Source organism: Gilvimarinus japonicus (assembly GCF_042847215.1).
GTDB classification, from domain to species: domain Bacteria; phylum Pseudomonadota; class Gammaproteobacteria; order Pseudomonadales; family Cellvibrionaceae; genus Gilvimarinus; species Gilvimarinus japonicus.
The window spans coordinates 3,840,696-3,867,195 of the sequence record NZ_AP031500.1 but is presented as its reverse complement, the minus strand read 5'-3'; the positions used below and the strand labels follow the sequence as shown (position 1 = coordinate 3,867,195).

Annotated in this window: 21 protein-coding genes; 7 read left to right on the top strand and 14 right to left on the bottom strand. The window is 49.2% G+C overall.

The features are described from left to right. The first annotated feature begins 94 nt into the window (after nucleotides 1-94). Both ACGHAD_RS16380 and ACGHAD_RS16375 read left to right on the top strand, forming a co-directional pair. Entirely contained in the window at nucleotides 95-961 is an 867-nt protein-coding gene (locus ACGHAD_RS16380; protein ID WP_382414699.1) for a YicC/YloC family endoribonuclease, read from the top strand. 249 nt (nucleotides 962-1,210) lie between these two features. Further along, complete coding sequence (locus ACGHAD_RS16375; RefSeq protein ID WP_382414701.1) at nucleotides 1,211-1,480, top strand: hypothetical protein; 270 nt, start codon at nucleotides 1,211-1,213, stop codon at nucleotides 1,478-1,480. A gap of 559 nt (nucleotides 1,481-2,039) precedes the next feature. Here ACGHAD_RS16375 and ACGHAD_RS16370 read toward each other — a convergent pair. Further along, nucleotides 2,040-2,213 carry a hypothetical protein gene (locus ACGHAD_RS16370; protein WP_390402961.1) on the bottom strand — a complete coding sequence of 58 codons (174 nt, stop codon included), beginning with the start codon at nucleotides 2,211-2,213 and terminating at the stop codon, nucleotides 2,040-2,042. A 1,217-nt stretch (nucleotides 2,214-3,430) separates the two neighbouring features. Here ACGHAD_RS16370 and ACGHAD_RS16365 point away from each other — a divergent pair. Together ACGHAD_RS16365 and ACGHAD_RS16360 are read left to right on the top strand one after the other, a co-directional pair. Beyond that, nucleotides 3,431-5,590: an ATP-binding protein gene (locus ACGHAD_RS16365; RefSeq protein ID WP_382414703.1), complete on the top strand. Its 2,160-nt coding sequence runs from the start codon at nucleotides 3,431-3,433 to the stop codon at nucleotides 5,588-5,590. Beyond that, a complete protein-coding gene (locus ACGHAD_RS16360; RefSeq protein WP_382414705.1) occupies nucleotides 5,590-6,969 on the top strand; it encodes a hypothetical protein in 1,380 nt (459 codons plus the stop codon). The genes ACGHAD_RS16365 and ACGHAD_RS16360 overlap by 1 nt, the downstream gene beginning before the upstream one ends. On the opposite strand, the gene ACGHAD_RS16355 is transcribed toward ACGHAD_RS16360, so the two are convergent. From ACGHAD_RS16355 to ACGHAD_RS16310, 10 genes are all read right to left on the bottom strand, one after another. Further along, nucleotides 6,953-8,497, bottom strand: a complete 1,545-nt coding sequence (locus tag ACGHAD_RS16355; RefSeq protein WP_382414707.1) for a DNA cytosine methyltransferase — start codon at nucleotides 8,495-8,497, stop codon at nucleotides 6,953-6,955. The genes ACGHAD_RS16360 and ACGHAD_RS16355 overlap by 17 nt on opposite strands. A gap of 413 nt (nucleotides 8,498-8,910) precedes the next feature. After that, nucleotides 8,911-9,798 carry a nucleotidyl transferase AbiEii/AbiGii toxin family protein gene (locus ACGHAD_RS16350; RefSeq protein WP_382414709.1) on the bottom strand — a complete coding sequence of 296 codons (888 nt, stop codon included), beginning with the start codon at nucleotides 9,796-9,798 and terminating at the stop codon, nucleotides 8,911-8,913. A gap of 15 nt (nucleotides 9,799-9,813) precedes the next feature. Beyond that, nucleotides 9,814-10,338, bottom strand: coding sequence for a type IV toxin-antitoxin system AbiEi family antitoxin (gene abiEi, locus ACGHAD_RS16345; protein WP_382414711.1), 525 nt, complete (start codon nucleotides 10,336-10,338; stop codon nucleotides 9,814-9,816). Between the two features lie 415 nt (nucleotides 10,339-10,753). After that, a complete protein-coding gene (locus ACGHAD_RS16340) occupies nucleotides 10,754-11,701 on the bottom strand; it encodes a glycoside hydrolase family 16 protein (RefSeq protein WP_382414713.1) in 948 nt (315 codons plus the stop codon). A 199-nt stretch (nucleotides 11,702-11,900) separates the two neighbouring features. Next, a complete protein-coding gene (locus ACGHAD_RS16335) occupies nucleotides 11,901-12,326 on the bottom strand; it encodes an FKBP-type peptidyl-prolyl cis-trans isomerase (protein WP_382414715.1) in 426 nt (141 codons plus the stop codon). Nucleotides 12,327-12,432: 106 nt separating this feature from the next. Continuing rightward, complete coding sequence (locus ACGHAD_RS16330; protein WP_382414717.1) at nucleotides 12,433-12,810, bottom strand: DUF488 domain-containing protein; 378 nt, start codon at nucleotides 12,808-12,810, stop codon at nucleotides 12,433-12,435. An 87-nt stretch (nucleotides 12,811-12,897) separates the two neighbouring features. Further along, entirely contained in the window at nucleotides 12,898-14,343 is a 1,446-nt protein-coding gene (locus ACGHAD_RS16325) for a sodium:solute symporter family protein (RefSeq protein WP_382414719.1), read from the bottom strand. An 81-nt stretch (nucleotides 14,344-14,424) separates the two neighbouring features. After that, complete coding sequence (locus ACGHAD_RS16320) at nucleotides 14,425-14,814, bottom strand: RidA family protein (RefSeq protein ID WP_339616727.1); 390 nt, start codon at nucleotides 14,812-14,814, stop codon at nucleotides 14,425-14,427. Beyond that, the gene (locus ACGHAD_RS16315) at nucleotides 14,804-16,285 is read right to left on the bottom strand and encodes an amidohydrolase family protein (RefSeq protein ID WP_382414721.1); all 1,482 of its coding nucleotides are present in this window, start codon (nucleotides 16,283-16,285) and stop codon (nucleotides 14,804-14,806) included. Before ACGHAD_RS16315 ends, ACGHAD_RS16320 begins: the two co-directional genes overlap by 11 nt. A gap of 62 nt (nucleotides 16,286-16,347) precedes the next feature. Then, nucleotides 16,348-17,214 (bottom strand): MurR/RpiR family transcriptional regulator, encoded by an 867-nt coding sequence (locus tag ACGHAD_RS16310; protein ID WP_382414723.1) that lies wholly within the window; start codon nucleotides 17,212-17,214, stop codon nucleotides 16,348-16,350. A 289-nt stretch (nucleotides 17,215-17,503) separates the two neighbouring features. Here ACGHAD_RS16310 and ACGHAD_RS16305 point away from each other — a divergent pair, with 289 nt between their 5' ends. The 3 genes from ACGHAD_RS16305 (at nucleotide 17,504) to ACGHAD_RS16295 (ending at nucleotide 22,255) form a co-directional block, all read left to right on the top strand. Further along, complete coding sequence (locus ACGHAD_RS16305; protein ID WP_382414725.1) at nucleotides 17,504-18,760, top strand: amino acid deaminase; 1,257 nt, start codon at nucleotides 17,504-17,506, stop codon at nucleotides 18,758-18,760. Nucleotides 18,761-18,834: 74 nt separating this feature from the next. Continuing rightward, entirely contained in the window at nucleotides 18,835-21,216 is a 2,382-nt protein-coding gene (locus ACGHAD_RS16300) for a beta-N-acetylhexosaminidase (protein WP_382414727.1), read from the top strand. A 127-nt stretch (nucleotides 21,217-21,343) separates the two neighbouring features. After that, nucleotides 21,344-22,255: an SMP-30/gluconolactonase/LRE family protein gene (locus ACGHAD_RS16295; RefSeq protein ID WP_382414729.1), complete on the top strand. Its 912-nt coding sequence runs from the start codon at nucleotides 21,344-21,346 to the stop codon at nucleotides 22,253-22,255. 11 nt (nucleotides 22,256-22,266) lie between these two features. Here the strand turns inward: ACGHAD_RS16295 and ACGHAD_RS16290 are convergent, their stop codons facing one another. The 3 genes from ACGHAD_RS16290 to ACGHAD_RS16280 all read right to left on the bottom strand — a co-directional run bounded on the left by ACGHAD_RS16290 (nucleotide 22,267) and on the right by ACGHAD_RS16280 (nucleotide 26,498). Further along, complete coding sequence (locus ACGHAD_RS16290) at nucleotides 22,267-23,280, bottom strand: LacI family DNA-binding transcriptional regulator (protein ID WP_382414731.1); 1,014 nt, start codon at nucleotides 23,278-23,280, stop codon at nucleotides 22,267-22,269. Between the two features lie 303 nt (nucleotides 23,281-23,583). Beyond that, nucleotides 23,584-25,602 (bottom strand): glycoside hydrolase family 97 protein, encoded by a 2,019-nt coding sequence (locus ACGHAD_RS16285; RefSeq protein ID WP_382414733.1) that lies wholly within the window; start codon nucleotides 25,600-25,602, stop codon nucleotides 23,584-23,586. 215 nt (nucleotides 25,603-25,817) lie between these two features. Beyond that, entirely contained in the window at nucleotides 25,818-26,498 is a 681-nt protein-coding gene (locus ACGHAD_RS16280; protein ID WP_382414735.1) for a SapC family protein, read from the bottom strand. Between the last annotated feature and the right edge of the window lie 2 nt (nucleotides 26,499-26,500).

The window sequence follows — 26,500 nt, the reverse complement described above, 5'->3', positions numbered from 1 at the left end:
TTAACGTTTTACCACCGCCGGACAAAGGGCCTCGCTCGCGTTATTTGTTGTCCGGTTGTACTCAGACAGTAGCAACTAGACAAAGGGATCACCCATGCCACGCAGTATGACCGGATTTGCCCGGGCCGAAGCCAAATCCCCCGAATACACCCTAGTCTGGGAGGTGCGCAGTGTGAATCACCGCTACCTCGAAATGCATCTGCGCCTGCCCGAAGAGTTTCGTGAAATCGAAACCGCCCTGCGCGAGACGGTGCGCAAAAAGCTCCAGCGCGGCAAATTAGAAGCCACCATCCACTTGCAGCCCGAGCAAGGCGGCGATGCCAGTATTGGCTTAGATCCCGACCGCCTGGCGCAAGTGGCCGATGCCTGCCGTCGCATCGACGCGCAAATGGATAACTGCGCGCCAGTTAACCCGCTTGAGGTATTACGCTGGCCCGGCGTACAAATCGTGCGCGAGCTAGACCGCGATGCTTTGCATGAGCGGTCACTGGCATTATTTGCCGACGCGCTCGATCAACTGATCGACAATCGCGCCCGCGAAGGCGCCGAACTGGCCGTTTATATTAACCAACGCCTCGATGCCATCGCCGCCGAGGTGGTTAGCGTGCGTGAACAACTGCCCAACATCTTGCAAGCCCAGCGCGAAAAACTGCAAACAAAAATCGCCGCATTGGATGTAGAGTTAGACCCGGATCGCTTAGAGCAAGAGATCGTGCTAATGGCGCAAAAGGCCGACGTAGATGAAGAGCTCGACCGTTTGGATACACACATCACTGAAGTGCGCCGCACCCTAAAACAAAAAAACTCCCTCGGCCGCCGGCTTGACTTTTTAATGCAAGAGCTCAACCGCGAGGCGAACACGCTGTCGAGTAAATCGGTAGTGAGTGAAACCACCCAGGCGGCGGTAGAGTTAAAGGTGCTTATCGAGCAAATGCGCGAGCAGGTGCAGAATATTGAGTAGAGACGTGACTCTCCGTTATGTCATTCCCACTAAGAGACGTTATCCCCGACTTGATCGGGGGTGGGAAGCCCACGACTAAATAGCTTGATTAATGTCATTCCCGCTCAGACGGAAATCCAGTGTTCTTCCAGCCTGAACATACATTCTGCCTGTGGGTGGCCAGAATTGTATTAATGTGACTTATAGTCCGTAGACCAATCCTCTGAGGTACGTAAAAATGTTCCTGTACTCACTACAGGAGCTATAGCCATGCAATATGAATTAATTGCTGAAGGTATCGGTCAAGCCAGCCCGCACCATGAAGAAGCGGCACTGGAGTTAGCCTATGAGTTTTTGCGTCGTCACTATATGGATGTTGAAGATGCGTACAAGGTCTATCAAATCTACCAGACCGACCGGAGTGCCGAGAAGGCCAAGCTGTGGAGCGAGCTCGAAACTTATGCAAATCAGGTGTTATATGGTGAAATGCATGAGAACTCTTTGATTACGATTGAGGTCGAAACGCTTGAGTCTTCGTAATTTATTGGGAGTAAATACGCCAAGAGAAGTTGGATGCCGCTAACGCGGGCTATATTTATAAGCTCGCATCGCCGAGCGTGGCGAGTGACTTTTCTTTGTTTGGGCAAATCAAAGTAACCAAAAGAAAGCCCACCCCGGCACCTCAGCCCTGACGGGTTCCCTCGCTCCGGCCGATTTTAGAGGGCCGCATCGACAGGGCGTCCATGCCCTGACGATGCTTGCGCAAATGTCCTATTTGCTTACCCCCTAAAATAGGCCTACGCTCGGCTGGTTGCATGGGAGTCAAAGACGGTACTTCGTAGAAAGGTAAGCCAGATAAAATAATTTTATAATTGGACCGAAAGACCGTTGAATTAACTATCGCATATTCAAACCCGAAGCGCTTAACAATTCAAGCTACTAATGCAACCATGTGATCATTTACTAATTGGCTCGGCGTTTTAAAGCTAGGGCCATTTCTTGGGCGTGAATTTCACCGATTCACTAGACGCATCACTGTTTTTGTCACGCCCTTTAAGCTTGTCATTTTCGGAAAATATTGGCCAAGCGGTTGGTGTTTTTATTCGAGCCGCCCCCAAAAGCGGTAAGGATGGGTTAAATAAGCCTCGGCCCAGAGCGCTCTTTTGATTTTCTCTTGATAGGCAAACTTCTTGCTGTTATCAGGGGTGATGTTATGTATAAAGCTCGCCACTCGCTTGTTTATCAGCCCAAATGTGGGAATAGATACTTTCATGGCTAATTAACTACACCTGATCTGCTAGAAACCAACCCACTATCTGCTCTAGGCTCCACTCGATTGGAGCCTAGACTCAATGGTGATACTATAGAGTTGTGACTTACGTCGGTTTGACCGCCTTCAAACGGCGCGGCATTGCGCTTGATTATTTCGATAGCCCCGCGCTCCTGAATTTTTTTGTCATCTTTCTGTTGGCGGTTGGCAGGCACCAAGGGTCGAAGCTATCTCCCTTTGGCTAAAATCCTTTTTAATCAACAATGTAATCTGGCATCGTTGCTCATAAGCCAGCTGGCCGTGTTGTTTCGTTACAACTTAATCTCTTGCCGGAGAAAAAGCGACGAAGCTTACTGTCAGCTGACCCCCTCTTCTGTCTGATTAGATGATGCGCTTCGGATTTTAATCCAAGTGTGTTAGTTTTAGCTTTTTAACTATCTAAGACCTTTAGAATTAATCAGAGGGTGCTAACATCTTGCATGTTTAGTATGGAACCATGAATATGGCGGCTAACTATGCCTACTTTACCACATAAGAGATATACTAAGGCATGCTTACCATAGGGATTTAAGTGGAGAGCCAATGGCTGCGACATACTACGTTTATTCAATAAAAGACCCTAGAGAAAATCCCGCTAAAGTGTTTTATATTGGAGAAGGAGCTGGAAGTCGCGCGACTGATCATCTGAAGAAAGTAGATAACAATCGGAAAGGTAAATACATTCAAGACATCCTTGGTAGTGGCAAGAGCCCCATTATATAAAAAATAGTAGAGCAATTAACAGAAGAGCAAGCACTTCAAATTGAACTTGAATTAATTGCTAGCTTCGAAACAGTCGATAGTGGTGGTCCGCTGTATAACACCGTAATACCTAAATCTATAAAGCGTAGGATAGATAATTTGATAGTTGTGCCAAATGGTGCCGTAGAAAAAGCACAGTTAGGGCTAAAATTAATAAAAGACTCTATTTGCTCATTAGCTGGAGAGAATTCGAAAGGTGTTACAAACTCAGATTGTGCAAACTATTTGGGGGTGCAATCAGACAACGAAGGCAAGCAGTAAGATGATTATTTGACTTACAGTACTCTTGGCCTCCTTCTTAAAGAGGGTCAGCTTGACGGCGTGAAGATTGGTAACCGTAGAATATACAGAAATTCTGAGGTCTAGAATTGACGGCGTTGAAAGCTGTATTACATGAATTAGTTAGAGGTTATGTATAAATGGAAGATAACAATCCATTGATTAGACCATTTAGAGCTAATGCTCACCTACTAAAGCTTCTTGGTGATGAGTTGATTGGTGATGACCGTTTAGCTGTTTTTGAACTTGTAAAAAATGCTTATGATGCTAATGCCACAAGTGTCGAAGTGACTCTAAATCTGCATTGTGAAAGTCCAAATATCATTATTTGGGATCATAAAGGTTTTGGGATGACAGAAGGTGACATCCTAAATAAATGGATGGAAATCGGTACAAACAGTAAGCGTAGTAAGAACAAAGTTAGGACTCCGGCCCCACTGAACCGTCTTCCTTTAGGGGAAAAGGGTATTGGTCGCCTAGCAGTCCATAAGCTTGGAAAAAAACTCACAATCAACACAAGAGCTAAAGACTCTGCCGAACACCAGATCACGATCGATTGGCCTAAGTTAATTGGCGAGGCTCAATACATTGAAGATACTCAAGTAACAATTACACCTTTGGATGCACCCAAATATTTTGAATCAGAGACTGGGACAAGAATTGAAATTGGTGATCTCAATAATACGCATTGGACTCGTGGTGATTTAAGACGGCTTAAACGCCTACTAACTAGTCTTATATCCCCATTCAAATCTGTATCTGACTTTGATGTTAAGTTAACTGTTCCAGGCAGAGAAAAAGAAGTCGTTGATTTACTTGAAGCCCAAGATATTCTTGATAAGTCGCTGTGGACGTACGATTTTATTATCGATGAAAATGGTCAATTTTCTTCTACCTACGCTTTCAATCCACCACAAGCATTCAAAGAGCTGGCATCTTCGTCTGTCGAAACTAAAGACGATAATCTGCAACTTTTAGTACCAAGCAAGGAGGAGGGATTAGCTCGTGAAAAATCGATTCGTGAGACGTTTTACTTAAAAACTGAAGATTTAAAAGGTATCGGCCCCATATCAGGAACGTTCTACGTTTTCATTCAATCAGGCGCTGTACTTAACGCTGTAGGTTCACCTCAACTGATAAAAGAATACTTGAAAGAACAATCTGGTGTCCGTATATATCGGGATGGTATACGCGTATTCAACTATGGTGAAGGTAATGATGACTGGCTAGGTTTAAACGCTGGACGCGTTAATAGTCCTGGTCTAAAAATTGCCACTAATATGGTAATTGGCGGCATTGATTTAAGCCTAGAAGCAAGCGGTAGCTTAAAAGAAAAAACCAACAGAGAAGGCTTTGATGAAAATGATACATACAAACGTTTTCGTTGGATCGTAGCTAGCGTTGTTGAAGACTTTCACTTAAAGCATAAAAAGGACCGAGAAGCTCTTAATGCTTATCTTAAGGGAGACGTTAAAGATACCTCGCCAGCAACAACTCGCTTCGCGGAGAGCATTGAAGACATTAAAAAAGCAATCAAGAAACACAAACTTGAAGATGAAATGAGTGGAAAAGTTGCGCAGATAGAGTCCGATTACCATCAAATGCGAGAAGTTACCTTAAGCTCAGGGATTGCAGGTATTAACCTAGCTGTTATCTTCCATGAAGTCGAAAGAGGAGTAGATGATCTGAACGAATCAATTCGTCAGTCTGATGATTACGAGACTCTTCTAAAACGTGCGGAGCATTTAGCTGAGTTGCTTGAGGGCTTTGCTCCACTGCTTCGTCGCAACGAACAAAAAACATTTAATATCAAGGCACTTGCTCAAAAAATCATAAAATTGAATAGACATCGCTTTGAGCACCACAACGTTGCAATTTCATGTCCAATCAGTACTGATGAATCAGGATCGTTTGAAGTGACGGCACCATTCGGCTTACTTCAAGCGACGCTAACAAATCTAATTGACAACTCTATCCATTGGGTAAGCCTAAAGGCAGAAAAAGAAGGTGACGGCTTTAAACCAGCCATACGTATCGATAGCCTGCCAAACTGGTTTAAGGAAGGTCCAGCTCTAGTAGTGATGGATAACGGCCTAGGTTTCAGCTTAACGCCAGAGGAAGCAATACAGCCCTTTAAAACATCTAGACCGGGTGGAATGGGCGTAGGGCTATATTACTCCGATAAAGTGATGGAAATGATCGGCGGCAGGCTTTTGATCTGTCATCCTGATGATTTAGACCTGCCAGAGCCATACAAAGGTGCGGCTGTCGTAATGTTATTTAATAAGGGAAATAAATAATGATCAGTTTGCCTGGGATTGTGTTAATAGATGACACCGAATTAGAGCTAAATCAGTTACATCAAAGTTTTATAGAAGCAGGTTATCCATGCTTCCCTATAAAATTTATTAACAATGATGACCAAAATGAATCAGGCATAGATCATGTTAAATTAGAATTTCTAAACCCAAGAGTCATTATCACAGATTTAAATTTGTATGAATTTCAAAAATTAGATCCAGTACAACTAGCGAGTCCTATTGCTGAGATATTAAGGAAGATAATCAAGGAAGGTCCTTATATATTGTACTTTTGGTCAAAAAACGAAAGTCTTGTTGAAGAGGTAATGCAGATACTAAAAAATAGATTTCCTGATCTGAAACTCCCCTTACATTGGGGGGTCTTAAGTAAATCTGAGTTTTGGGGAGGTGGTACTAAACTCACAGAGAAAGTTGAAACTCTTACTCAAGAAAATAAGGTTTTTTACTCTTTATTCAATTGGGAAAATAAGATTTATGCTGCAGCCCAAGCAACCACTGATTCTATTTTTAAACTAGCAAAACCTCCTATTTCAGAAGACATTTCTGATTTTATAAATAAAACAACAACAAAATTACAGTCCATGCTAGCGGCTATAGGTAATGAGACATTTGGCATAAAAAATGCTCTCGAAGAGCCAAATTTAGCTATCGAAATGGGTTTAGAACCTGTGCTTCATAACCATATTCGTACAATTAATGAAGATGAAAGTGTTAGCATATGGAGTGATGCTATCGAAGGAATTGGAACTAAATTAGACTCCGATTTATATAAGGATGTTAGGGCTCAACTGAATTCATTTTATCACGTGGAGGATTTGGATGAGGGAGCCCCTAAAGACAAGCGTGGAAGCTGGTTGGAATTTAGACCTGAGTATCTGGAGGACGAAAATAATACAGAGAAAATCAAGAATAATCTAGGAAGAAAAATTAAAACTCTGATAAATGAAGAGTTTTTTGACTGCTCTAAAGGAGATAAAATTAAAAGAGCAGAAGTTCATTCTACAATTAAATTAGGCTTTGTTGAGTTATCCGCCGAATGCGATCAAACCCAGCGAAAAACCAAAATGAACAGATACTTCTTGTCGGCAATGATACCTAAAGAGTACGAAAGCTTTACTTTTTTTGGGGATGAAGCTAGAGACAGAGCCCATGCGGGTATTTATCGCTTACCTAATATAATAGTAAATGGACAAGAGTATATTGTGAAGATTAGCTTCATGTATCAAGTCGGCGCGATTCCTTTTTTTAATAAGTGGCTAGGAAATCCAGTATTTCGATTGAAGGATCAGATTTTATCTGATATTAGTTTTAAAGCATCGCAACACTCAGCTCGTCCAGGTATCATTCGCTTCGACTGAGCAGTTCCATTACGATCACACCAATCTGCTGTGCCAAAAATGGTGGCACGGCATTGCCCACTTGAACGTACTGTTGCGTACGATTTCCTTCAAAAAAATAATTGTCTGGAAACGTCTGTAAACGAGCTACTTCACGGACGGTTAAGCTTCGGCACTGTCTCGGATCATAGTGGATAAAGTAATGGCCATCTTTTGAGATGTGGCTGGTAACTGTGGTAGACGGTTTGTTCGCAGCTTGCGTTCTAAACCGATCTGCATGCGAACCGCTGTTCCAGTTTTCATGTTTTGGCGCTAATACTGCAGGGAAGTCTCGTGCCTTAGGTGAGGTTCCGCCACTGAGTTTTGTATAGGCAGCACTAAAAGCGTAACGTAAAAGGTCACTCTCTATGTGCCCTCGTGTGTCATGGTTGAGAACGATCTTAGGTGCTTTTGAACGATACCAAGATTTCAAACCTCTAGGAGCTTTTATAGTCGACTTTAAATGAGGATTTTTTTCCTTTCGCTTTAGATTTCTTATTGGCTTTAGTTCAATATTTTTAACGGCGTCAGTATCAAATTTCTTGTAAAGAATTTCCGTTAACCTCTTTTCGTGTTTCCGAACTGTTTTTTCCCAGTCTACAGTTACATCTTTTCGTTTTGAGAGTCCACTTCTCAAAGCAGGTAAGTCAGAAATAACTTGATCCACAGTTACTAGCTTATCGGCAGACTTTAACGTTTTAGGTGTTTTCGTAATGTCGTCACGAACACCTAGCAATATAACCCTGTGCCTTGCCTGTGGTATTCCGTAGAGCTCTGAGCGAATAAGATAATCGGAAGAGTTGGGGTGCGACGGGTTTAGTGGATCTTCCGCTTCTGTCGCAAGTGAATATATTTTATACCCTTTAATGCCTTTCTTTTTCGTAACACGACCTGGGGAGCTAAGGTCTTCAAGGATTTTAGGAAATATCACCTCGCCATTGACTTTGGCGGACAAAATCCCACGAACATTCTCCATAACAAAAACTTCTGGCTGTGCGATGCAAAGTACTTTTAAGTATTCTAAGTATAAATAATTTCTGTGATCATCTTCAGATTTATAGCCTTCTATTCCTGCATTACGAGACCGGCCTGCAAGAGAATAAGCTTGGCAAGGAGGGCCGCCGATGACTATTTTCGGCCCTTCATGCTTTTTAACTAGATCAGCGATTCTTTTATGAATTAGATCGTTATCTTCACCTAGTGCTCTTGGTTCATTCAGTGTTTCTTCTATCGTTCTTTGTGACTCTTCTGGATACAAGTTGAATAGTTCTTGTCGAGAAATAGAGCCATCTAAATAGGAAAAGTAGTTCTTCAGAGCCGTAGAGTTGTCTTTTATTTTCCGGTAAAAGGCCCGGGTAGTTAGCGTTGTGTGTGCTGAGATCTCCTTTTCTACTGAAACGCCAATTTCAAAAAGATAATTGCCATTTTTGTCTTTACATGACGAGATGCCTTCACCTAAGCCTCCGGGGCCGGCAAATAAATCAATAACTAAAGTTTTTCTCGTAGACATTTATGGATCCTAATATTTTGAAGGCTGAATCATACCAAGCAACTTTATGTAATCAAATATTTATTGCGATACAGAGCAAGTATTTGATACGAAAACTGACTTCCTTCGTTGCCTCAAGAAATTATATTTTGAGACGAAGACAGACCTCAGAACCGAAATAACCGCATTGTTTTAATGTACATGCCATCGACACATCTTTCAGTTATTTCAATATCTCATCCGTTTTCCGACATCTGAAACCAAATTCCGAGAACCACCGCAACCAATCAACTAGCTCCCCGCCACCTATACGTAGCCATCACTTACTTCTCACCCCTAAAAAACCACCATCAACAGCCGAAGATCAGCTAGCATCGCGTTGGGTCTATTTTAGTCCTCACCTGCCACAGAGCAATGGCTTTGAAATTATATCACTACCCCATATCAAACTTGTTTTTTGGTGCGCTGTCATTGAGCAATACAGAGGCCGTAGCGCTGACTTCTTCCTGTACGTACGCCCAATATTCTGGGTTATCCAGAGTCCTTTCTTTGATTTTCTTGGGAATAAAGCGGCTCATCTCCATATTGAAATCGTCATGTACTTCATCATCTTGCGTTAGCTTAGCCAGTTGAATGGTAAGGGCTTGACGAAAGTCGTCTGATTGCTTGTGTCTGGCCGCTAACTTTTTGTCAACCAGCTCTTTTGACAGCTCAACGCCACGCTGTTTGATCCAGACAATATCCCAAATATCACGGGGTTTTATTCTTCTGGCGCGATAGGCTAGCGCAATAAATTTGTCGGCCAATATTTCTTGCAGAGATTGCACCGGAACCAAAATCCCCTCTGTGGGCACGACAATATTGTAATGATTCAGCAGTGGCCTTTTTTCTATATCGAATGATGGGATTGCACATACATCAATATGCATTTTTTGCCGAGGTAAGTCTGGGCGGTTTGCCTCTTTAATAATGCTGATTTTCCACGACGCCGTATCACCCTGTGTGTCGTCTGCCGGTTTATTTACCCATACGTCGGTTTCATACTTGTTTTGGATATAGGTTTGGATCTCAGACTCTAAACCATTGAAATCCGCCGGCTTAAAATCATGTCCGCCGTTAAAATCAAGATCTTCGGATAGGCGCGCACTGTTGTAACACATTCGCAGTGATGTGCCGCCAATAAAGGTAAGCCGCTGCATTGCGCCGTGTTTGATCAATACATCCATAATGTCGTGGTGCAGGATCTCTTTCTCTATCACTGGGGTGACAGAGGCGTAGTCTGGGTTTGCTTGAACAATGTGGCGGATTTGTTGTTTTAGCATATGACTCTCTTGGTATTACCGGGCCAGCATATGCAGGTTGCGCTGACAGTGTTTCAGGTCGGCCATCGCTTGCTCGGTGGTCGCCCGATACATTTTAATATCGGGGTCAAAATACAAGTTGGGTGCAAGCTGCGCAATAGGCTTTTTAGTGTGGGTAAGCTCAATGACTCCGTAGGGCGTGGTAAAGGTGCCACTTCGCCCTTTAGTGATAACGGTGACCCGATCCATAACCACTTGTGAAATATCACCGGTATGGCTTAACTGACTTTCGAGGCTAATATAATTGAGCACGCCGCTTCGCAGCTTTTTGATGATTTTGTAAATCGCGGTGTCGGGCGCTGGCGGCGTAAGCGTGCTTTCGTATAAGCCTCTCGCGACTCTTCTCAGCTGCCCCTTTTTAACCCTGTCGGCCAGAAATTTGATAAACGTCGGAGTGCAAGGCTCCCCCAACATAAAGGCTAGCTCTGAAGCACTATGAATGCCGCCACCAGCCTTTACAGATTTGGCCAAAACGCTGAGCAGTGTGTCTGACTTCGCCATAAAGGTCTACATAATATTACCGTTTAGGTTGTTTAGTGTAGACCTTTGGGGCTGAGGTGGCAATTAAGGTGTACATAACATTACTATTTTGGTGATGATTTGTAGGCCTTGAGGGCAGAAAGGTAGGGTACTGCCTCGATAGCCTGACTAGTAACAGCATAGCAGTGCGTAGGTATCCATGACCTGTACGGCTAATCGGTACGCCTTCTCATGTTTATATTTTTTAACTGTTCGACATATAAGGCTTTGCTAGCGAATGTGTGTCGATATTCTGCAGTTTCTTCGGCATGAGGCCCTGTGGGCTGCTATCTCCAGCCTCAAGTCGTTCACAGGTCACGAGTATGATCGCCGCTATCAAAGATCACGGCTGTATTGAGGCAGCCGGAGGGCCTGATGGCCCACCGGCGCTTGGTGACTACAAACCGCAGGGTGACGGCAGCGGTGGGTTGTGCGCTGGCACGCGGTCGATAAACGCTTGCTTGTTATCGCGCATGGACGTGACTTCGGCCATAACTTGGTCGGTGCTTAAGGCGACGCCTTGGCGGTGGTAGACCCAGTCGATATCCTCTTGGTATTCGCGCAGTTCGGGCGAGTCTACCGGGCCTTGTGAGCCGTCGGCGCCTTTGGGCATAAACCAGAGGTTGAAGTTCATGGACATGGCGACTTCGGGGTAGACGTTTTCGGAGTGTTCGGAGAATAGCTCGCCGTCGACATAGTAGCGGACTTTATTGTCCATTACGGTTAATACCAGCGTGCGCCAGCCGGCGTAGCTGCCCTCGCTACGGGTGTTTTCGTTGACCTTGGTCCAGGGTTCGAGCTGGAAGGTTTCCCAGGTGGTGCTCCACATGGCGGGTTTGTCTGGGTGCCCCCAGCCGCCGTTGGGTAGGTATTCAAAATCGGTTTCGCTGTAGTCTTTATCCATGGGCGCTTTTAGCGGGCTAATGGCGTAAAAGGTTTCGATGACTTCATCGCCATCTGGGCCAAAGGTCGGCTCGTCGCGAAAAAAGATGCGTGCGGCGTAAGTGCCCTCGCGGTATTTACGGGCGTGACAAATTTGCGTGTGGCGTGTGTTGGCGGCGGTGCCGTCGGTGACCGAGCTCATTCTGATGGCGCCATGTTCTGCCCCGGTAATATCGTCGGGGAACGACAAGCCAATCGCCGACCAGCTCGCGCCCGAAATGCCGGGGTGACCGGTTTCGGTGCGGGCCTTCCAGCCGTTGTCGTAAAATGCGCCCAGGGTTTGGTAGCTAAAATCGTCGAAGAATACCGACGAATTAGCGTGCTCATTAGTGGCTGAGATAGCGGAGCTGCACAGTGCAGACAAAAGTAATGCCGAGCCCGACAGGAGTGATGTTTTTATCATTTTGACCTCATGAGTAATGTGAGTGAGTCGTTATCTTGTTGAGTTTAGACAACGTTGTCACAAAAAGCATTAGACATTAACTGAGGTTAACAAAGATTTACGGGGTTGGGCGGCGCCAAGGTTAACATGGTGCTCATAGGCTATTTTTGTAGCCCGTAGCCCGTAGCCCGTAGCCCGTAGCCCGTAGCCCGTAGCCCGTCTAAAACATTACCTTTAACAATCGGATATCGAAAATTAATACAGCATTGGGGCCAATTTTATTGCCCACGCCTTTTTTGCCCCAGGCCAGTTCTGGTGGCACGACAAATTCAAACCGGGCGCCTTCTTGCATTAATTGTAGGCCTTCGCGGATACCGGGAATGGCTTCTTTCATGGTGAACTCGTCGGGTATGCCTTCTTTGTAGGTATCGCCGATGATTTTACCGCCGACTAATTGAATCCGTTGATTCACCTCAACGCTATCGGTTTCGGTCGGCGCTATGCCACTGCCGGGTTCGACTTCTCGGTACAACAAGCCGCTGGCGGTTTCTTGCACGCCGTCTTTTTGGCGGTACTTATCTAGGTAGTCTTCGCCTGCTTTACGGTTTTGGCCGGAGGAGCCTTTGTTGAGTTTTTTGTTGCTCATGGGGTGCCCGTTAGGAGTGTTAGCCCGTTATTTTAACGTCTGTTGGGACGCTGTGCAGCTATGGCTTTGATGATGGCTGATAACAGGTAGGCGAGCTGGGCTCGTTTTAGCACTGGCGGTCTTCCTCCGCGATGGCCTCTAGTAAGCATTGTCGCAATATCGGCAGGTGCGACTGGGCCGGATCGCGGCTGGCGGTGAGCAGTGTGAGGGTGCCGTTGCGCACGTGGCGCAGCAGTGGGGTAAGGCAGGCTGGGTTGCTGGCCAGCTCGTGGCGGTAGGCGTGGGCGAAGGCCTCATGGGTCAGCTCATCGCGGTGCCAACATTGGCGTAGGCCACTGGAGGGGGAGGCATCTTGATACCAATCGTCGATATCTAAGTCTTCACGCTTGCGCCCGCGCGGCCACAGGCGATCCACTAACAGGCGGATGCCATCTTGGGCGCTGGCACTGTCGTATAGCCGTTTGATGGCGACGACGGGTTTCATGGTGGCTCCTTGGTTGCGGCGCGTTGCTAAGCGCCTAGTTTAACGCTTGCGACGCCGGTAGCTCAAACCCGTGCTTTGTTACCGCTATTACAGCGATTCCATTTGCTCGCGCTCGTGCTCTAGTTGCGCCAGTGCTTGCTCGCGGTTAAGCGCATCCGGTGGGGTGAGCAAGGTAACCATAATGCCTGCGATAAAGGACACGAGTACCGCCGGGATAATGGGGTTGCCCCAGAACTCGCGGTAAAAATTGGCGATGATGAGCGAGGTAATGGAGGCGGCCAAGAGCGCCGCGAGCGCGCCTGTCCAGTTAAAGCGCGGCCAAAACCGCCCCAGTAAGCCGCACACAAACAATCCGGCCATAACAGTGGCGATCATGGTGGTGATGTAGCCGATAATATCGTCAGACAATAAGGCAAATGTCAGCGCGATAAAAATAACCACCACCAGTGATACACGTGAGTAACCGACGACTTTATCGCGGGCGGGCATACGACCCGTTACTAAGCTGAATAAATCGCGCAATAAAATAGAGACACCGGCAATGGCATCGGAGCTGGCACTCGACATAGTGGCCGATAGCCCGGCGATCAGCACCAGCACCCCAATACCTAAGGGTAAAACCTCGGCGGCTAAGTAGGGGAAGGCAAAATTGCGATTGTCTAACTCGGGGTTGAGCGCGTACGCACCCATACCGATAATTGCAGGCACGGCCGAGAAGGCCAAATACAGTGTGCCCGAGGTATAGAACGATTTACGCACCGAACTGGTGTTATGGGCCGAATAAATGCGCTGCCTAAACGACGGTGTGGCCAATACCCCCACGGCAATAACGGCGATAAGCGAAAGACCATGAACAAGCCCGATAGACTCCAGCGCTAAAAAGGATACGTTGGCATCCGGTTGGGCGTTCATTAGGGTCTCCCAGCCACCGACCTGATCGACGGCAAACAGTGCCATTAAAATAAAACCGACAAATAAAATAATGGCTTGCAAGGTGTCGGTCCAGACAACCGCGTTGTAGCCACCAATGACGACGTAAATGGCAAAGCTGGCGGCGATAATAATTTTGGCTAACTGTAAGTCGATATCGGCGATCCAAGCGAGATACAAACCGCCGCCTAAAATATGCGCGCCCAACCAGCCGATGCTGGCAATAAAAATTAATACCGCAACGATATTTTTAACCCAGCGATTGGCGCCTACATAGTAAGAGATCTCTTCGCTCATGGTCATAAATTTTAGGGCTCGCACCGGTGCAAACCATAAGCCGAGTAATAAAATACCGATGGCGCCACCGATGCCGTACAGTGTTCCGCCCCAGCCGTTAGCGTAGCCAAAACCAACGGCTCCCATGGATGAACCGGTGCCTACCATAGTGGCCACGGTAGTGCCTATCGTAAGAAAAATAGGTAAACCGCGGCCGGCGAGTAAAAAGTCTTCACCGCTTTTGTTGCGGCGCGAGACAAACATACTGAGTGTAATCAGTGCGGCAATGTAAACCGTTAAAGCGGTGAGAAAGATAGTGGTATTCATAGTGGGTGCGCAGTGTCACGAATTATTAGAATGATAGAAACCAAGCAGATTGTGGCGCCCGCGTTTAGGACGCCACATGTATTATTCCGGCTTTTTGTAACAGATAATACCAACCTCGACTTTGCAGTCGACGACTAAATCGCACACCGAGCAAATGCGTGCCGGTGGGTGATCGCCAAAGTTATCTTTAAACACTTTGTTAAACGATTGAAAGTAACGCGCATCGGTTAGAATGACGGTAAGGTGCACCACATGCTCACGATCGTACCCGGCGTTTTGCATAATCTTTAGGCAATTATCGATGGCCAGCTGCGATTGTTCGGCAATGCTACCCTCGACCACTTCGCCGTCAGTCATGGGAGTCTGCCCCGAGACATACAGCCAGCCATCGGCGCCCGCCGCGTGTGAAAAAGGCAAATGCTGCCCACCGGTACCGGTGCTACCCTCAGCGCCATAACGTTTAATGCTCACAAAGTTTCTCCTCTGTTAATAACGCGTCAGCCGCTTGTGACTGACGGAATAAAAATTGTCCGGCGCGGCCGGGCACAGTTTGATTGGGGCAGTAACTTAACACCCCGTTTACCCACACGCGCTCGATACCGCTGGCGGCTTGTTGGGGATTTTCAAAGGTGGCGAGGTCACGCACGTTTTGATAATCAAACAACACAAGGTCGGCCCAATTGCCGGGTTTTATTTCGCCGCGGCCATCCAGCTGAAACTGCCGGGCACTTAAGCCGCTCATTTTATGCACGGCTTCGTTTAACGCGAATAAGCCTGTGTCGCGGCTGTAGTGGCCAATAACGCGGGGGAAGGTGCCCCACAAACGCGGGTGCGGGTGCGGATCTTTGGGTAGCCCGTCGGAGCCGATCATGGTGCGCGGGTAGCGTAAAATATTGGCTACGTCTTGTTCGGCCATGCAGTAATACACGGCGCCGGCAGGTTGTAGGCGTTTTGCGGCGCTTATTAAATCGCATTGCCAGTGTTCGGCAATCTCGTGTAAATAGCGGCCGGCTTGTTCGGGCGCAGGGTCTGACCAGGTAATAAAAATATCGGTATCGCTGGTGACTTGCGCTAAATCTAAAGTGCTGGAGCTGGCGGCGTAGGGGTAGCAATCGCACCCGATGTTTTGCGTTTTTGCGGCGATTTCTAAGGTGTTAAGCAATTGCTCGCTGCGGCCCCAGTTACCTTTGCCGGCACATTTTAAATGCGAGATGATTAACGGCACTTTGCCGTGCTCGGAGGTGATAAACGCCTCGTCCATGGCCTCTAAAATACCGTCAAACTCAGTGCGTAAGTGCGTGGTGTAAATACCGCCGGCGCGGCCGAGCTCGGCGACCATGGCTTTGACTTCGTCAATGCTGGATCGTTTTGCGCTGGCGTAGGCCAGGCCCGAGCTCATACCCAGCGCGCCGTCGGCCATTGCCTGGCGTAAATCGGCGCACATGGACTCTAGCTCTGGCGCGCTGGCACTGCGGTTAAGCTCGCTCATGTGGTTGTTGCGAATCGCGGTGTGGCCCACTAATGCCCCGACATTAACGCTGGGCTGGGCGCGGCTGACGGCATTGGCGTAATCGCTAAAGCGCGGGTAGCAAAAATCCGATTGCTGGCCCAATAGATTGAGTGGGTCGGGCGGGGCGCATGTTAAGCGCACGGGGCTGGCGCTGATGCCGCAGTTACCGACAATCACGGTGGTGACGCCTTGGCTAATTTTGGTGGGCATTGTCGGGGCGTCGATAACATTAATGTCATCGTGGGTGTGCACGTCAATAAAGCCCGGCGCCAGATGTAAGCCTGTGGCATCGATAACCTCGCGGGCATCGCCTTTAAGGCTTATGGCAATATCGTGAATGCGGCCGTTTAAAAGGCCGACATCGGCGGTGTAAATAGGGCCGCCGGTACCATCGACTACTTGGGCGCCACGAATAACTGTATCAAAAACCATAAGAAACTCACCAACTCCATCCCTGGATTACCTCTGATTGATACACTCCGGACGCCGGCGTGTCAGTCCCCTAAAGGTAGGCGGTCCTGACCTTGCTTGTGGTTGTCCAGAGTGTGTTTAATACGCCTGAGCGTTTCCCGGCTTTTGCGTTTGTGGCGGGTGGCGAGCTCGGTTGCCAGAACATCAATGGCCGCCAGCATCACGTAGCGCGAAGCACTGGGTTTAAAAATAAAATCGGTCTCCATCGTCTCGATGGGTACCAGCTGGTCGACGCCTCGGCCCAGCGGTGAATCTTTAGTGGTGATGCCCAGCGCGCGTGCGCCGTACTCTTGGGCAATCTCCATGGCATCTTGCACGTCGGGGCTGTAGCCGCCTACCGACAGGCAAATCACCACATCGCTGCTGTCTACCGAGGCCGCGGCCATGCGCATTAGCATCGGGTCGGAGTATGCCGCGGCGCTAAAACCTAAGCGAAACAAACGGTACTGAAACTCTTGCGCCATCACCGTTGAGCCGCCGCCCACCCCAAATATCAGCACTTGTTTGGCGGGCGATAACAACTCGATCGCGCCGCGAATGACCTTTTCGGTCATCAGTGCGGCATTGTGCTCTAGCGCCGTTTTTACGGCCTCATAAACCCCGTGGGTTGAGCTGGGCTCGACTTTTGCCTCGGTATAAAACCGTTGACCAACCGCCAAAGACTGCGCTAATCGCAGTTTTAAATCGCGCACATTGGTGCAATCTACGGCGCGCGCAAAGCGGGTAATTGTCGCTTCGCTTACGCCGGCGCGCTCGGCCAGCTCGCTAATATTGGCGTGCGCGGCAAACGTCATGTCGTCCAGCACGACACGGGCTATTTTTTGCTCTGCGCCACGCAGCTGTCCAAACATGGTGCTAATGCGCGAGACAATGTCGGGTTCATGGGTCACGTTGGGTATCCTTCCATATCTTCTATGAGTCTTAAGGCGTGCGGCAGACGCTTTGGGGCGACTGCCGCACTAGATATGAGAATACGCCAAACCAAGTATAACTGCAGTGATTGTAAGTATCAAAGATTGACTAAAAGTATAGTTATTTATTATCATTAGATTGAAAGCAAATATAGCGACGAGGCGACAAGGCCCCTAAGGGGCGCTAGAGTGGTGCGCCTAGATGCAGTGAGCTGTGCCCGTTGCACTCGCGATAAATTTGGTTATAACTCGATGTAAAAGGCCCGCCATGAGTGACAGTGCCCCCGTCCACCCTACCTCCGCGTATTTTCGTCCCGCCCTTGATAAAGGTACGGCCGGTGCGTCGGCGCCGACGTTAAACCTGCTGAGCGAGGCGGTGAGCCTGCCGGCGGCGGTTATTTATCAATCGCGGTTAGATAACAACGTCAGCTGGATGCAGCGCTTTGCCGCCTCCCGCGGTGTGGCGCTGGCGCCCCACGGCAAAACCACCATGACCCCGGCGTTCTTTCAGCGTCAGCGCGATGCCGGGGCCTGGGGGCTTACGGTTGCCACCGCGCCGCAGGCCACGGCGGCTTACCGTGCGGGTATTGATCGGGTGTTAATGGCCAACCAGTTAGTCGGCCGCGGCAACATGGCGCTGGTGGCCGAGTTGCTGGCCGATGCCTCGTTTGAGTTTTACTGTCTGGTGGACTCAGTGGCAAACGTCGAGCAGTTGGGGCGTTATTTTAAAGCGTGTGGCCTGACACTAAATGTTTTGCTTGAGATTGGCGTAACCGGTGGCCGTTGTGGTTGCCGCACACAAGAGCAGGTCGAAACTGTGTGTGCCGCGATTGCACGCGAACCAAGTCTGGCGCTGGTCGGGGTAGAAACCTATGAAGGTGTTATCGGCGGCGCCGATGCGCCGGCCAAAATTCGTGAGCACCTACTAAAGGTGCGCAACATCGCCGAGCTATTAATGCAGCGAGGTTTGTTTGCTGCCGATAAAGCCATTTTAACGGGCGCCGGTTCGGCGTGGTACGACATCGTTTGCGATGTATTTGCCGAGGTAGACACCGAGTTGTTTGTGCCGCTGATTCGCCCCGGTTGTTACCTGATTCACGATCAGGGCATCTATATGGAAGCCCAGCAAAAAGTGCGCGAGCGCCTGGGTGATAGCTGCGCGGTAAGCGGCGATTTACAGTCGGCGTTAGAGATTTGGGCTTATGTGCAGTCGATTCCCGAGCCGGGCGAGGCGGTTTTAACCTTGGGTAAGCGCGACGCCGCCTTTGATGCCGGCTTGCCGCAACCGAGTTTGCATTATCGCCCCGGCTGGCAGGTGCCCGTAACGCCGCCCCCCGAGTGGGAGGTGTACCACATTATGGATCAGCACAGCGCCATGCGTTTTGACCCTAACGCCGATCTTAACGTTGGTGACATTATTGCGCTATCGACATCACATCCGTGCCTGACCTTTGATAAATGGCGCAAGCTGAATGTGATTGATGATAACTACAACGTGTTAGAGCAGGTGGATACGTGTTTTTAACCTTCGTTAAACGGTTTTGTAAGGGCGGGCTGTGTCTGGCGGCTGTTTTACTTTCACTGGTAGCCGTGCCTTTAATGGCTGCATCGGATTCTACCGCTGGGCAAACACCATTAGCATTAATGCCGTACCCGCAATCGGTAGTTCGTCAGGATGGGCACTTAGCCGTCAAGGCGCCACTGCAGTTTGCCAACCCCGGCGCCGTTACCCCGCGGGCTAAGGCGGCATTGCAGCGGCTTAATACGGTTTTGTCGCGCCGCTCTGGGGTAAACGATAATGCCGCTAGCGCGATCATTAAATTGCGCCCGTTAGAGAAAAGCTCTGGCGCCATTAATGTGCCCACTGATGAGCTGAAACGCGCCGACGAATCTTATCAGCTGGCCGTTAGCGATGCTGGCATTACCATTTCGGCCGCCACCGATTTAGGAGTGTTGCACGCGTTAACCACTTTAATGCAACTGGCGGGCGATCAGGGCCCGGTACAGTTGCCGTATATTGTTATCGACGATGCCCCGCGCTTTGCGTGGCGCGGCGTGTTGTTAGATTCCGTGCGGCATTTTTTACCAGTCGCGACTATCAAGCGTCAAATCGACGGCATGGCCGCAGCAAAGCTGAATGTGCTGCATTGGCACTTAACCGACGATCAGGGCTGGCGGTTTGAATCGCGCGCTTACCCTAAGTTAACCCAATTGGCGGCAAACGGTCAGTTTTATACTCGCAAAGAAATTTTAGCGGTTATTGCCTACGCCGATGCGCGCGGTATTTATGTGCTGCCCGAGGTTGATATGCCGGGGCATGCCAGCGCCATCGCGGTGGCGTACCCCGAGCTTATGTCTGCGCCCGGCCCTTACCAGCCGGAAGACCGCTGGGGGGTGCATAAGCCGTTACTTAACCCCGCCAACGAAGATGTTTACACTTTTGCCAAAACCATTTTGCAAGAAGTGGCCGAGCTGTTTCCGTTTGCTTATGTGCACATTGGCGGCGATGAAATCGACCCGGAGCACTGGCAGGCTAACGAGAAAATTCAGGCGTTTATGGCAGAGCATGCACTGGCTGATGAGCACGCCTTACATACTTATTTTAACGCTCGATTAGCGTCTATTCTTGCCGAGCTAAATCGCAGTATGGTCGGCTGGGATGAAGTGTTGCACCCGGATTTAGCCGAGGGGACAGTGGTGCAAAGTTGGCGCGGGCCAGACGCGTTAGGTCGTGCCGTTAATGCCGGGTTTCCGGCGCTGCTATCGACGGGTTTTTATCTCGACCAACCGCAAAACTCGGCGTATCACTATCGGGTAACCCTTGCGCCGCAACCGCTTAGTATCGATACCACCGCTCATAAAGGCGAGCGGTGGCGCAGCTGGAAGTTTACCATGCCGCGCAAGCGCGGCAGCGATGTGGCTGGCACTTTAAGTGTGATTGGCGCCGGTGAATCGTTACGCGGCTTTATCGATTTTAAGGGTAAATCGCGCGCCAGCGTGAGCGAGTTAACCTGGCGCGATGGGTATATCAGTTTTACGTTAGATACGTGGATGGGGCCAATGCACGCGGCGCTTAGCGTCGATGGTGATGGCTTGCACGGACCGGTGGTTGTAGCTAACGCACCCTACGCTTTAACGGGCGAGTTAGTGGGTAGTAACCGGATTGCAGGCTCGGCGCTGCCAACGGCGATAGCCAAAGATCTTATTGCCCCGGACAACCAGCATCTGTTGCTCGGTGGTGAAGCGGCGTTATGGACCGAAATGGTGAATGAGCACACCATTGATATTCGCCTTTGGCCGCGAGCGTTTGTGGTGGCCGAGCGCTTGTGGTCGAGCCGTGAATTGCGCGATGCTGATTTTATGTATCAACGCTTAGATCTTGTGTCTCAGTGGTCTGCCGAGGTGGTCGGCTTGCAGCATTTTGCTCAGCAGCGAGCGGCGCAGCAAGCACTTGTGCCCGAGTCGCAGCGGGAGTTGGTCATAGCGTTAAGTCGCGCGTTAGAGCCTGCACAGTACTACCACCGTCACCATGAGAAGTCGACCAACGCGACTTATTCTCGCCGAGATTCGTTAAATAATTTTGCCGACTATTTACCGGCTGAAAGTCGTTTTACGCAAAAGTTTTCTGAGGATCTAAATCGTTGGGCAGAAAACCCTGACGATAACAGCGCGCTGCTGCCGGTCAGAACTCAGCTAAATCAATGGCACAAAGATGCAAGTGCGTTATTGATCAAGTTGCAAAAGCTCGACCCGGTTGATCTGTTGCCGGTAACTCAATCGCTGCAGTCGGTAAGTGATTGGGGGCTGCGTTTGTTAAACGCCGAGTCGAAAGATAAACCTTTGACGGCGGCTCAGTGTAAGCAAGCTCAACTTGAGCTGGATATGGCCATGCAAATTCAACACGAGATGATCGTTGCGCCGGCGCAACCTGTCGCGGAGCTATTGCGAGACTCTTGCTTTAAATTGCATCAACTCAAGTAAAATTAAAGTCTGTTCCATACTGGCTTTGGTGCCTGCGGGCACCTTTTTTATTCTTGCGCCTCAGCGCTTTGAGGTTTTATTAGTGACGCCCGAGACCTAATGCTCGGCAGGCAATGGTGTTAATACGATGAAAAATACAATGTTTTATCAGGTTTTAGCAATGTGCCTGATGGCGCAAGTCGCCGGCGCAGATGCACCGCCTGCCAGTGAGTCGGAGACCTGGTTGCCTGAGAATAGCTTTACGAGTGGCGTGGAAGGGCCGGCGGTTGATGGGGCGGGTAATCTTTATGCGGTTAACCTTGAGCGCCAAGGGACTATTGGTAGAGTGACGGATAAAAATAAAGCTCGAATTTTTATCGAGCTAGACGCCGACAGTGTAGGCAATGCTATTCGTTTTGACGCTGCTGGTGATATGTTGATTGCCGATTATGTGAATCACAATATTTTAAAAGTGTCTATGTCGGATAAGCGCGTAAGCGTATTCGCTCATGATGATGCGATGAATCAGCCGAATGATATCGTTATTGCTGATAATGGTAGCGTATACGCCAGCGATCCTAACTGGCCCGACAGTACGGGACAGCTTTGGCGCATCGATGTCGCTGGTGTAACCCATTTGCTAGAGGCGGGTATGGGCACTACCAACGGCATCGAACTAAGTCCCGATGGCAGTGTTTTATACGTAAATGAGAGTGTCCAGCGTAATATCTGGCGCTATGATGTTGCCGCCGACGGGAACATTACCAATAAGCAATTGTTTTTTCAGTTTGCCGATTTTGGCATGGACGGCATGAGCGTGGATGTTGAGGGAAACCTGTATGTTGCTCGCTATGGCGCTGGCAAAGTTGCCGTGCTTTCACCAGAGGGTAAGTTATTGCGCGAGATACAACTGAGCGGACAACACCCGACTAATATCACCTTTGGGGGCAAGGACGGTAAGCGTGCGTTTGTAACCATGCAAAAACGCGGCACGATCGAATCGTTTATCAATGATGTACCCGGCAGTGATTGGGCTAAATTGCGGGCAAAACACCAGTAGCCCAATAACGGCTAGCGCGTAGGCGCCGGCCCAGTACTGGCACGAACAATCAGTTCGTGTTTTAGCACGCGCTTAATGACTGGCATCGGCTCGCCATTAAGTTGCGGTAGCAATAATTCCATACAGACTTTACCGATGTCTGCCATCGGTTGCGCGACGGTGGTTAATGCTGGGTTGCAGTAATTGGCATACGAAATATTGTCGAAGCCCAATACCGAAATATCCCGCGGTACTTGTAGTTGCTGTTTGTATAACGTGGATATGCAACTCAGGGCCATTTCATCGCTAAAGGCAAAAATAGCGGTAGGGCGGTTGGGGCACTGTATTAAATCTAACGTGGCGCGCTCGGCTTTTTCCAGGCCGTAATCTCCTACCTTTACGATACTGTCATCGTAGGCAATACCAGCTTTATGGATCGCACGGCGATAGCCCTCTAGGCGATTACGCGTGCTGGGAGACGTAAGGTTGCCGGCGACGACGCCTATACGTTTATGCCCGAGCGAGAGTAAATAATTGACGCCGTCTTCGGCGGCTAGGGCGTTGTCTATATCAACTTGTGCTAGACCGTTGATGGGGACCAGCTCGCAGGCGTTCACTAACGGCGGAAGCTGCTCGGATAGCGGAATCGAGGGCTCGACATCAAATGGCAGGCGTGGACAAAATAACAAAATACCGTCGGCTTGGCGCGAGCGTACCATAGCGGCAAACGAGCGCTCGCGGCTGACCATTTCTTGGGTGTCACCCAGCAAAAGAGAATAACCATGTTCCAGTGCGATACTCTCGATGGCGCGAATCACGGGGTAGTTAAAGGCGCTGATGGCATCTGGGATAATCGCCACCAAGCGATTACTTTTGGCTTTGCGCAAACCGACGCCCAAGCTGTTGGGGGTGTAACCGGTTCGATTGATAATTTCCATAACCCGAAGGCGTTTTTCTTCAGATACCAGCTCAGGGTTGCGCAACACCCGCGATACGGTCGCTGGAGAAACCTCAGCCTCAATGGCTATCTCACGAATTCCGGTCACGGTCGGTGGCTCCTTGTATCATTGTTATTGTGCAGGGTAGCGCTTGATCATAACCAATACGTCAGAGCAGGTAAACGGTTGGGGTGGGTGACGGGAGGATAAAAAGAGGCGGAGTAGCACTCAGTGTGTGACTGAGTACGCACCCCGCCTAAGGCGAGAGCGCTCCTCTCGCCAGCTATGCCCTTGATCCTTGTTACGCTATTTAGCTGCCTAATATAGCGCTAAAAGGACCATAGCTGGTAAGTAGTGAGGCCCCATGAGGACGTGCGCTCGTTCCGTGAGCGTGTTGCTAATGCTTGGGTGTTACTGCTGCTTTAGACTAATAGCTACGCCACCGCCGGCAGCGAGGTCAATGTTAAGTGAATCCCCGGCGGTGACATCGCGCTCTTCAATCGTGTAGGCGCCTGGGTTATCGTGGTAGTGCGCATCGGGAGCGTCTTTATAGATGCGCGCCTGATAGTGTTTGCCGGGCGTTAGAAAGTCCAAGTCCAGCGTGGTCGTGCGTGGCTTCTCGTTGGTGAGAGCGCCTACATACCAATCGTTGCCGTTGCGCTCTTGTCGAGCAATGGCAATGGACTCACCGATTTCACCGCTCAGTACCCGGGTGGTTTCCCAGTCGACCGGGACGTCTTTGATAAACTGGAAGGCATCTAAATGCGCTTCGTAGTTTTCAGGGAGGTCTGAGGCCATTTGTACCGGCGAGTAAATCACTACATACAGCGCCAGCTGTTTTGCCAGCGTGGTATTTACCTGGTTGTTGGGCCGTGTTGGCAGCGTTAGCTCAAACGCGCCTGGGGTAAAATCCATCGGGCCTGACAGCAAGCGGGTGTAAGGGATAATAGCGGTGTGGCTAGGCGGATTGCCGCCATCGTCTGACCAGGCGTCGTACTCCTGGCCGCGGGCCACTTCCCGGGACAGTAAGTTGGGGTAAGTGCGGCGTTCGCCGGTGTCTTTTACCGTCTCGTGGGCCACCACCATAATGTTATGTTTTGCCGCCGTTTTAGTTACGTTCATGGCGTGCTCAACAAAGCGTTGGCCCTGATGGTAATAACCGTTGGTCAGGCGTTCGCCGGTTTCGACGTACCCGGTTTTTACGGCGAGCATGCCGTGATCTTGTAAGAACTGGTAGGCATCATCGAGCTGACTTTCGTAGTTATCAACCGCGGCGCCAGTTTCGTGGTGGCCAATAATGTACACGCCGTTTTTCTTGGCGTAAGCGGTGACGGCGTCAACATCGTAATCGGGGTACGCCTTAGTAAAATTAAAGTCGGCCCCCTGACCGTTAAACCACTCGCTGTCCCAGCCCTCATTCCAGCCCTCTACCAGCACCCCGTCAAAATCGTGCTTAGCGGCAAAGTCTATGTATTTTTTGGTGTTGGCGGTGGTAGCACCGTGTTTGGGGCCTTGCTTCCAAGTGCCCTTCTCTAAGTGCAGCTCCCACCAAATGCCGACGTATTTGCCGGGCTTAACCCAAGACACATCGCCCAGCGCATTGGGCTCGTTAAGGTTAAGGGTTAGATAGTTGGTGATTAAATCGCCGGGTTGCTCGGCCACCATTAGGGTGCGCCAAGGCGTTTTAAAAGGCAGCTGTACATTGGCTTTTACGTTTGTATGCGGGGTTAAGGGAACAAGCTCCGCTTTTAAGTTGAAAGAACCATTGCCTTGTAGATTCATCGTGCTGTAATCAGCGAGTGCCGCTTCATGTAATGCCAGATAAAGACCACCTTTGGTCTCTAGGGTGACGGGCGTGTGAATCAGCGGAGCGTCTTTGATGTCGCTGTGTTGATACAGATACTCGTACTGATTGCCTGCCTGTGCTGGCGTCCACCAGGCTTGGTGGTTGTCGCCTAAGTTAAATTCCGTTAACTCACTGGTAATAGCGACTTCTCGGGTGTCCCCAAAGGCGTCTAGCTCGTAGCGAAAGCCCAGGCCATCGTCGTAGAGCCGGAATACAAGGTTAAACTTGCGGTGCGCGCCGGATGACTCCTGAAGTGTTATCTGCAATTGTTGGTAATGATTGCGGATAAAACGCTCTTCGCCCCACGGTTGCTCCCACGTCTCATCGGTGTCTGTACGTGAGGTGGTTACCAGTTTAAGGTCGCGGTTAAGGGCGGCTTGATCTTTAAACTCAAAGCCCAGGGAGGAAGGCTTGATAATCGACTGTCCCAAATAAGATGCCGAGTAAAAAGCGCGCCCATTATCGTCAAGAGAAAAAGTTAGCTCAAGATCACCATTTGGCGATTTTTCAGAGATTTTTTCAGCCGCAGGTACGTAGTGACAGGTGAGCATAATGAGTGCCCCCAGAATCCAGTTATTTTTCATAATTATTCAGTCGTTGTTGTCGTTACTAAGATGTCTAAAAATTGTAATTTCGCGCCGTTAAAGATGCCATAGCAATACATTCGTTTAAGAGTAGAAAACGTTTTCATGGCTTTGAAAACGTTTTCGGAAAATATAGAGTGTCTCTCTCATCGATTAACGGTCTGATTGTTCTGGTTTTTATTGCTAAGGCGTTAGGTGTTAAAGGGTTATTTTTGTCAATATTTCAGGTGTGTGAGTTTTCTCATATTGTAAAGCGAGAAGTTCTGTGCGTAGGCGTATCTTGCAATTGTTAAAAACTTGTCTTTTTGATCGCCATCTATTAGTCGCTCAACTTTGTTTATATCTACGCTGTAAAGGCCTTCCAGGGTTACCTTAGGTTTATCGTTAAACTGAAACTCTGCTTGTAGTTTAGAGATAAGGTCGAGTTCCAGGGCCGTTTTAATGTATGCGTCGGTTTCGCGATGGCCCTGGTAAAGTTCGCTCAGTGCAGCCAGGGCGGAATCTAACTCGGGTGAGTCGTGTTTAAAGAGCCGGTCGCCTCGGTTAATGCCACCCGAGTCGAGGTTGATGCCTATCATTGGCTCGCTATCTGGCGAGTGATCGATGGCCAGCAGCGGTAGCCTGCGTATATTTAGAGGCAGAGCCTCATCGTCTTCTGTACTCTTGTCGTCTAATAACGTCGCCTCATCTGACACGCCCAGCAGTACCGAGCAGCTAAATTTTCCGGTTTCTCCGTCTTTAACAAAAACAATCGGGTAGTGGAACATGAGTGTAAAAAACTCGGATATTACCACTGGTATTAAGCGTCGCTTAAAATAGGATGCTCTTGCCTCAGAAAAATCAACGTTAAGGTCCCGGTGAGTGCTTTCGTCTAGTATTTCGATTCTAGGTTCCATAG

Bases quoted from the DNA above. Each gene is read 5' to 3' on its own strand.
- ACGHAD_RS16380 (WP_382414699.1), top strand. From the start codon at position 95: ATGCCACGCAGTATGACCGGATTTGCCCGGGCCGAAGCCAAATCCCCC.
- ACGHAD_RS16375 (WP_382414701.1), top strand. From the start codon at position 1,211: ATGCAATATGAATTAATTGCTGAAGGTATCGGTCAAGCCAGCCCGCAC.
- ACGHAD_RS16370 (WP_390402961.1), bottom strand. From the start codon at position 2,213: ATGAAAGTATCTATTCCCACATTTGGGCTGATAAACAAGCGAGTGGCG.
- ACGHAD_RS16365 (WP_382414703.1), top strand. From the start codon at position 3,431: ATGGAAGATAACAATCCATTGATTAGACCATTTAGAGCTAATGCTCAC.
- ACGHAD_RS16360 (WP_382414705.1), top strand. From the start codon at position 5,590: ATGATCAGTTTGCCTGGGATTGTGTTAATAGATGACACCGAATTAGAG.
- ACGHAD_RS16355 (WP_382414707.1), bottom strand. From the start codon at position 8,497: ATGTCTACGAGAAAAACTTTAGTTATTGATTTATTTGCCGGCCCCGGA.
- ACGHAD_RS16350 (WP_382414709.1), bottom strand. From the start codon at position 9,798: ATGCTAAAACAACAAATCCGCCACATTGTTCAAGCAAACCCAGACTAC.
- abiEi (WP_382414711.1), bottom strand. From the start codon at position 10,338: ATGGCGAAGTCAGACACACTGCTCAGCGTTTTGGCCAAATCTGTAAAG.
- ACGHAD_RS16340 (WP_382414713.1), bottom strand. From the start codon at position 11,701: ATGATAAAAACATCACTCCTGTCGGGCTCGGCATTACTTTTGTCTGCA.
- ACGHAD_RS16335 (WP_382414715.1), bottom strand. From the start codon at position 12,326: ATGAGCAACAAAAAACTCAACAAAGGCTCCTCCGGCCAAAACCGTAAA.
- ACGHAD_RS16330 (WP_382414717.1), bottom strand. From the start codon at position 12,810: ATGAAACCCGTCGTCGCCATCAAACGGCTATACGACAGTGCCAGCGCC.
- ACGHAD_RS16325 (WP_382414719.1), bottom strand. From the start codon at position 14,343: ATGAATACCACTATCTTTCTCACCGCTTTAACGGTTTACATTGCCGCA.
- ACGHAD_RS16315 (WP_382414721.1), bottom strand. From the start codon at position 16,285: ATGGTTTTTGATACAGTTATTCGTGGCGCCCAAGTAGTCGATGGTACC.
- ACGHAD_RS16305 (WP_382414725.1), top strand. From the start codon at position 17,504: ATGAGTGACAGTGCCCCCGTCCACCCTACCTCCGCGTATTTTCGTCCC.
- ACGHAD_RS16300 (WP_382414727.1), top strand. From the start codon at position 18,835: ATGGCTGCATCGGATTCTACCGCTGGGCAAACACCATTAGCATTAATG.
- ACGHAD_RS16295 (WP_382414729.1), top strand. From the start codon at position 21,344: ATGAAAAATACAATGTTTTATCAGGTTTTAGCAATGTGCCTGATGGCG.
- ACGHAD_RS16285 (WP_382414733.1), bottom strand. From the start codon at position 25,602: ATGAAAAATAACTGGATTCTGGGGGCACTCATTATGCTCACCTGTCAC.
- ACGHAD_RS16280 (WP_382414735.1), bottom strand. From the start codon at position 26,498: ATGGAACCTAGAATCGAAATACTAGACGAAAGCACTCACCGGGACCTT.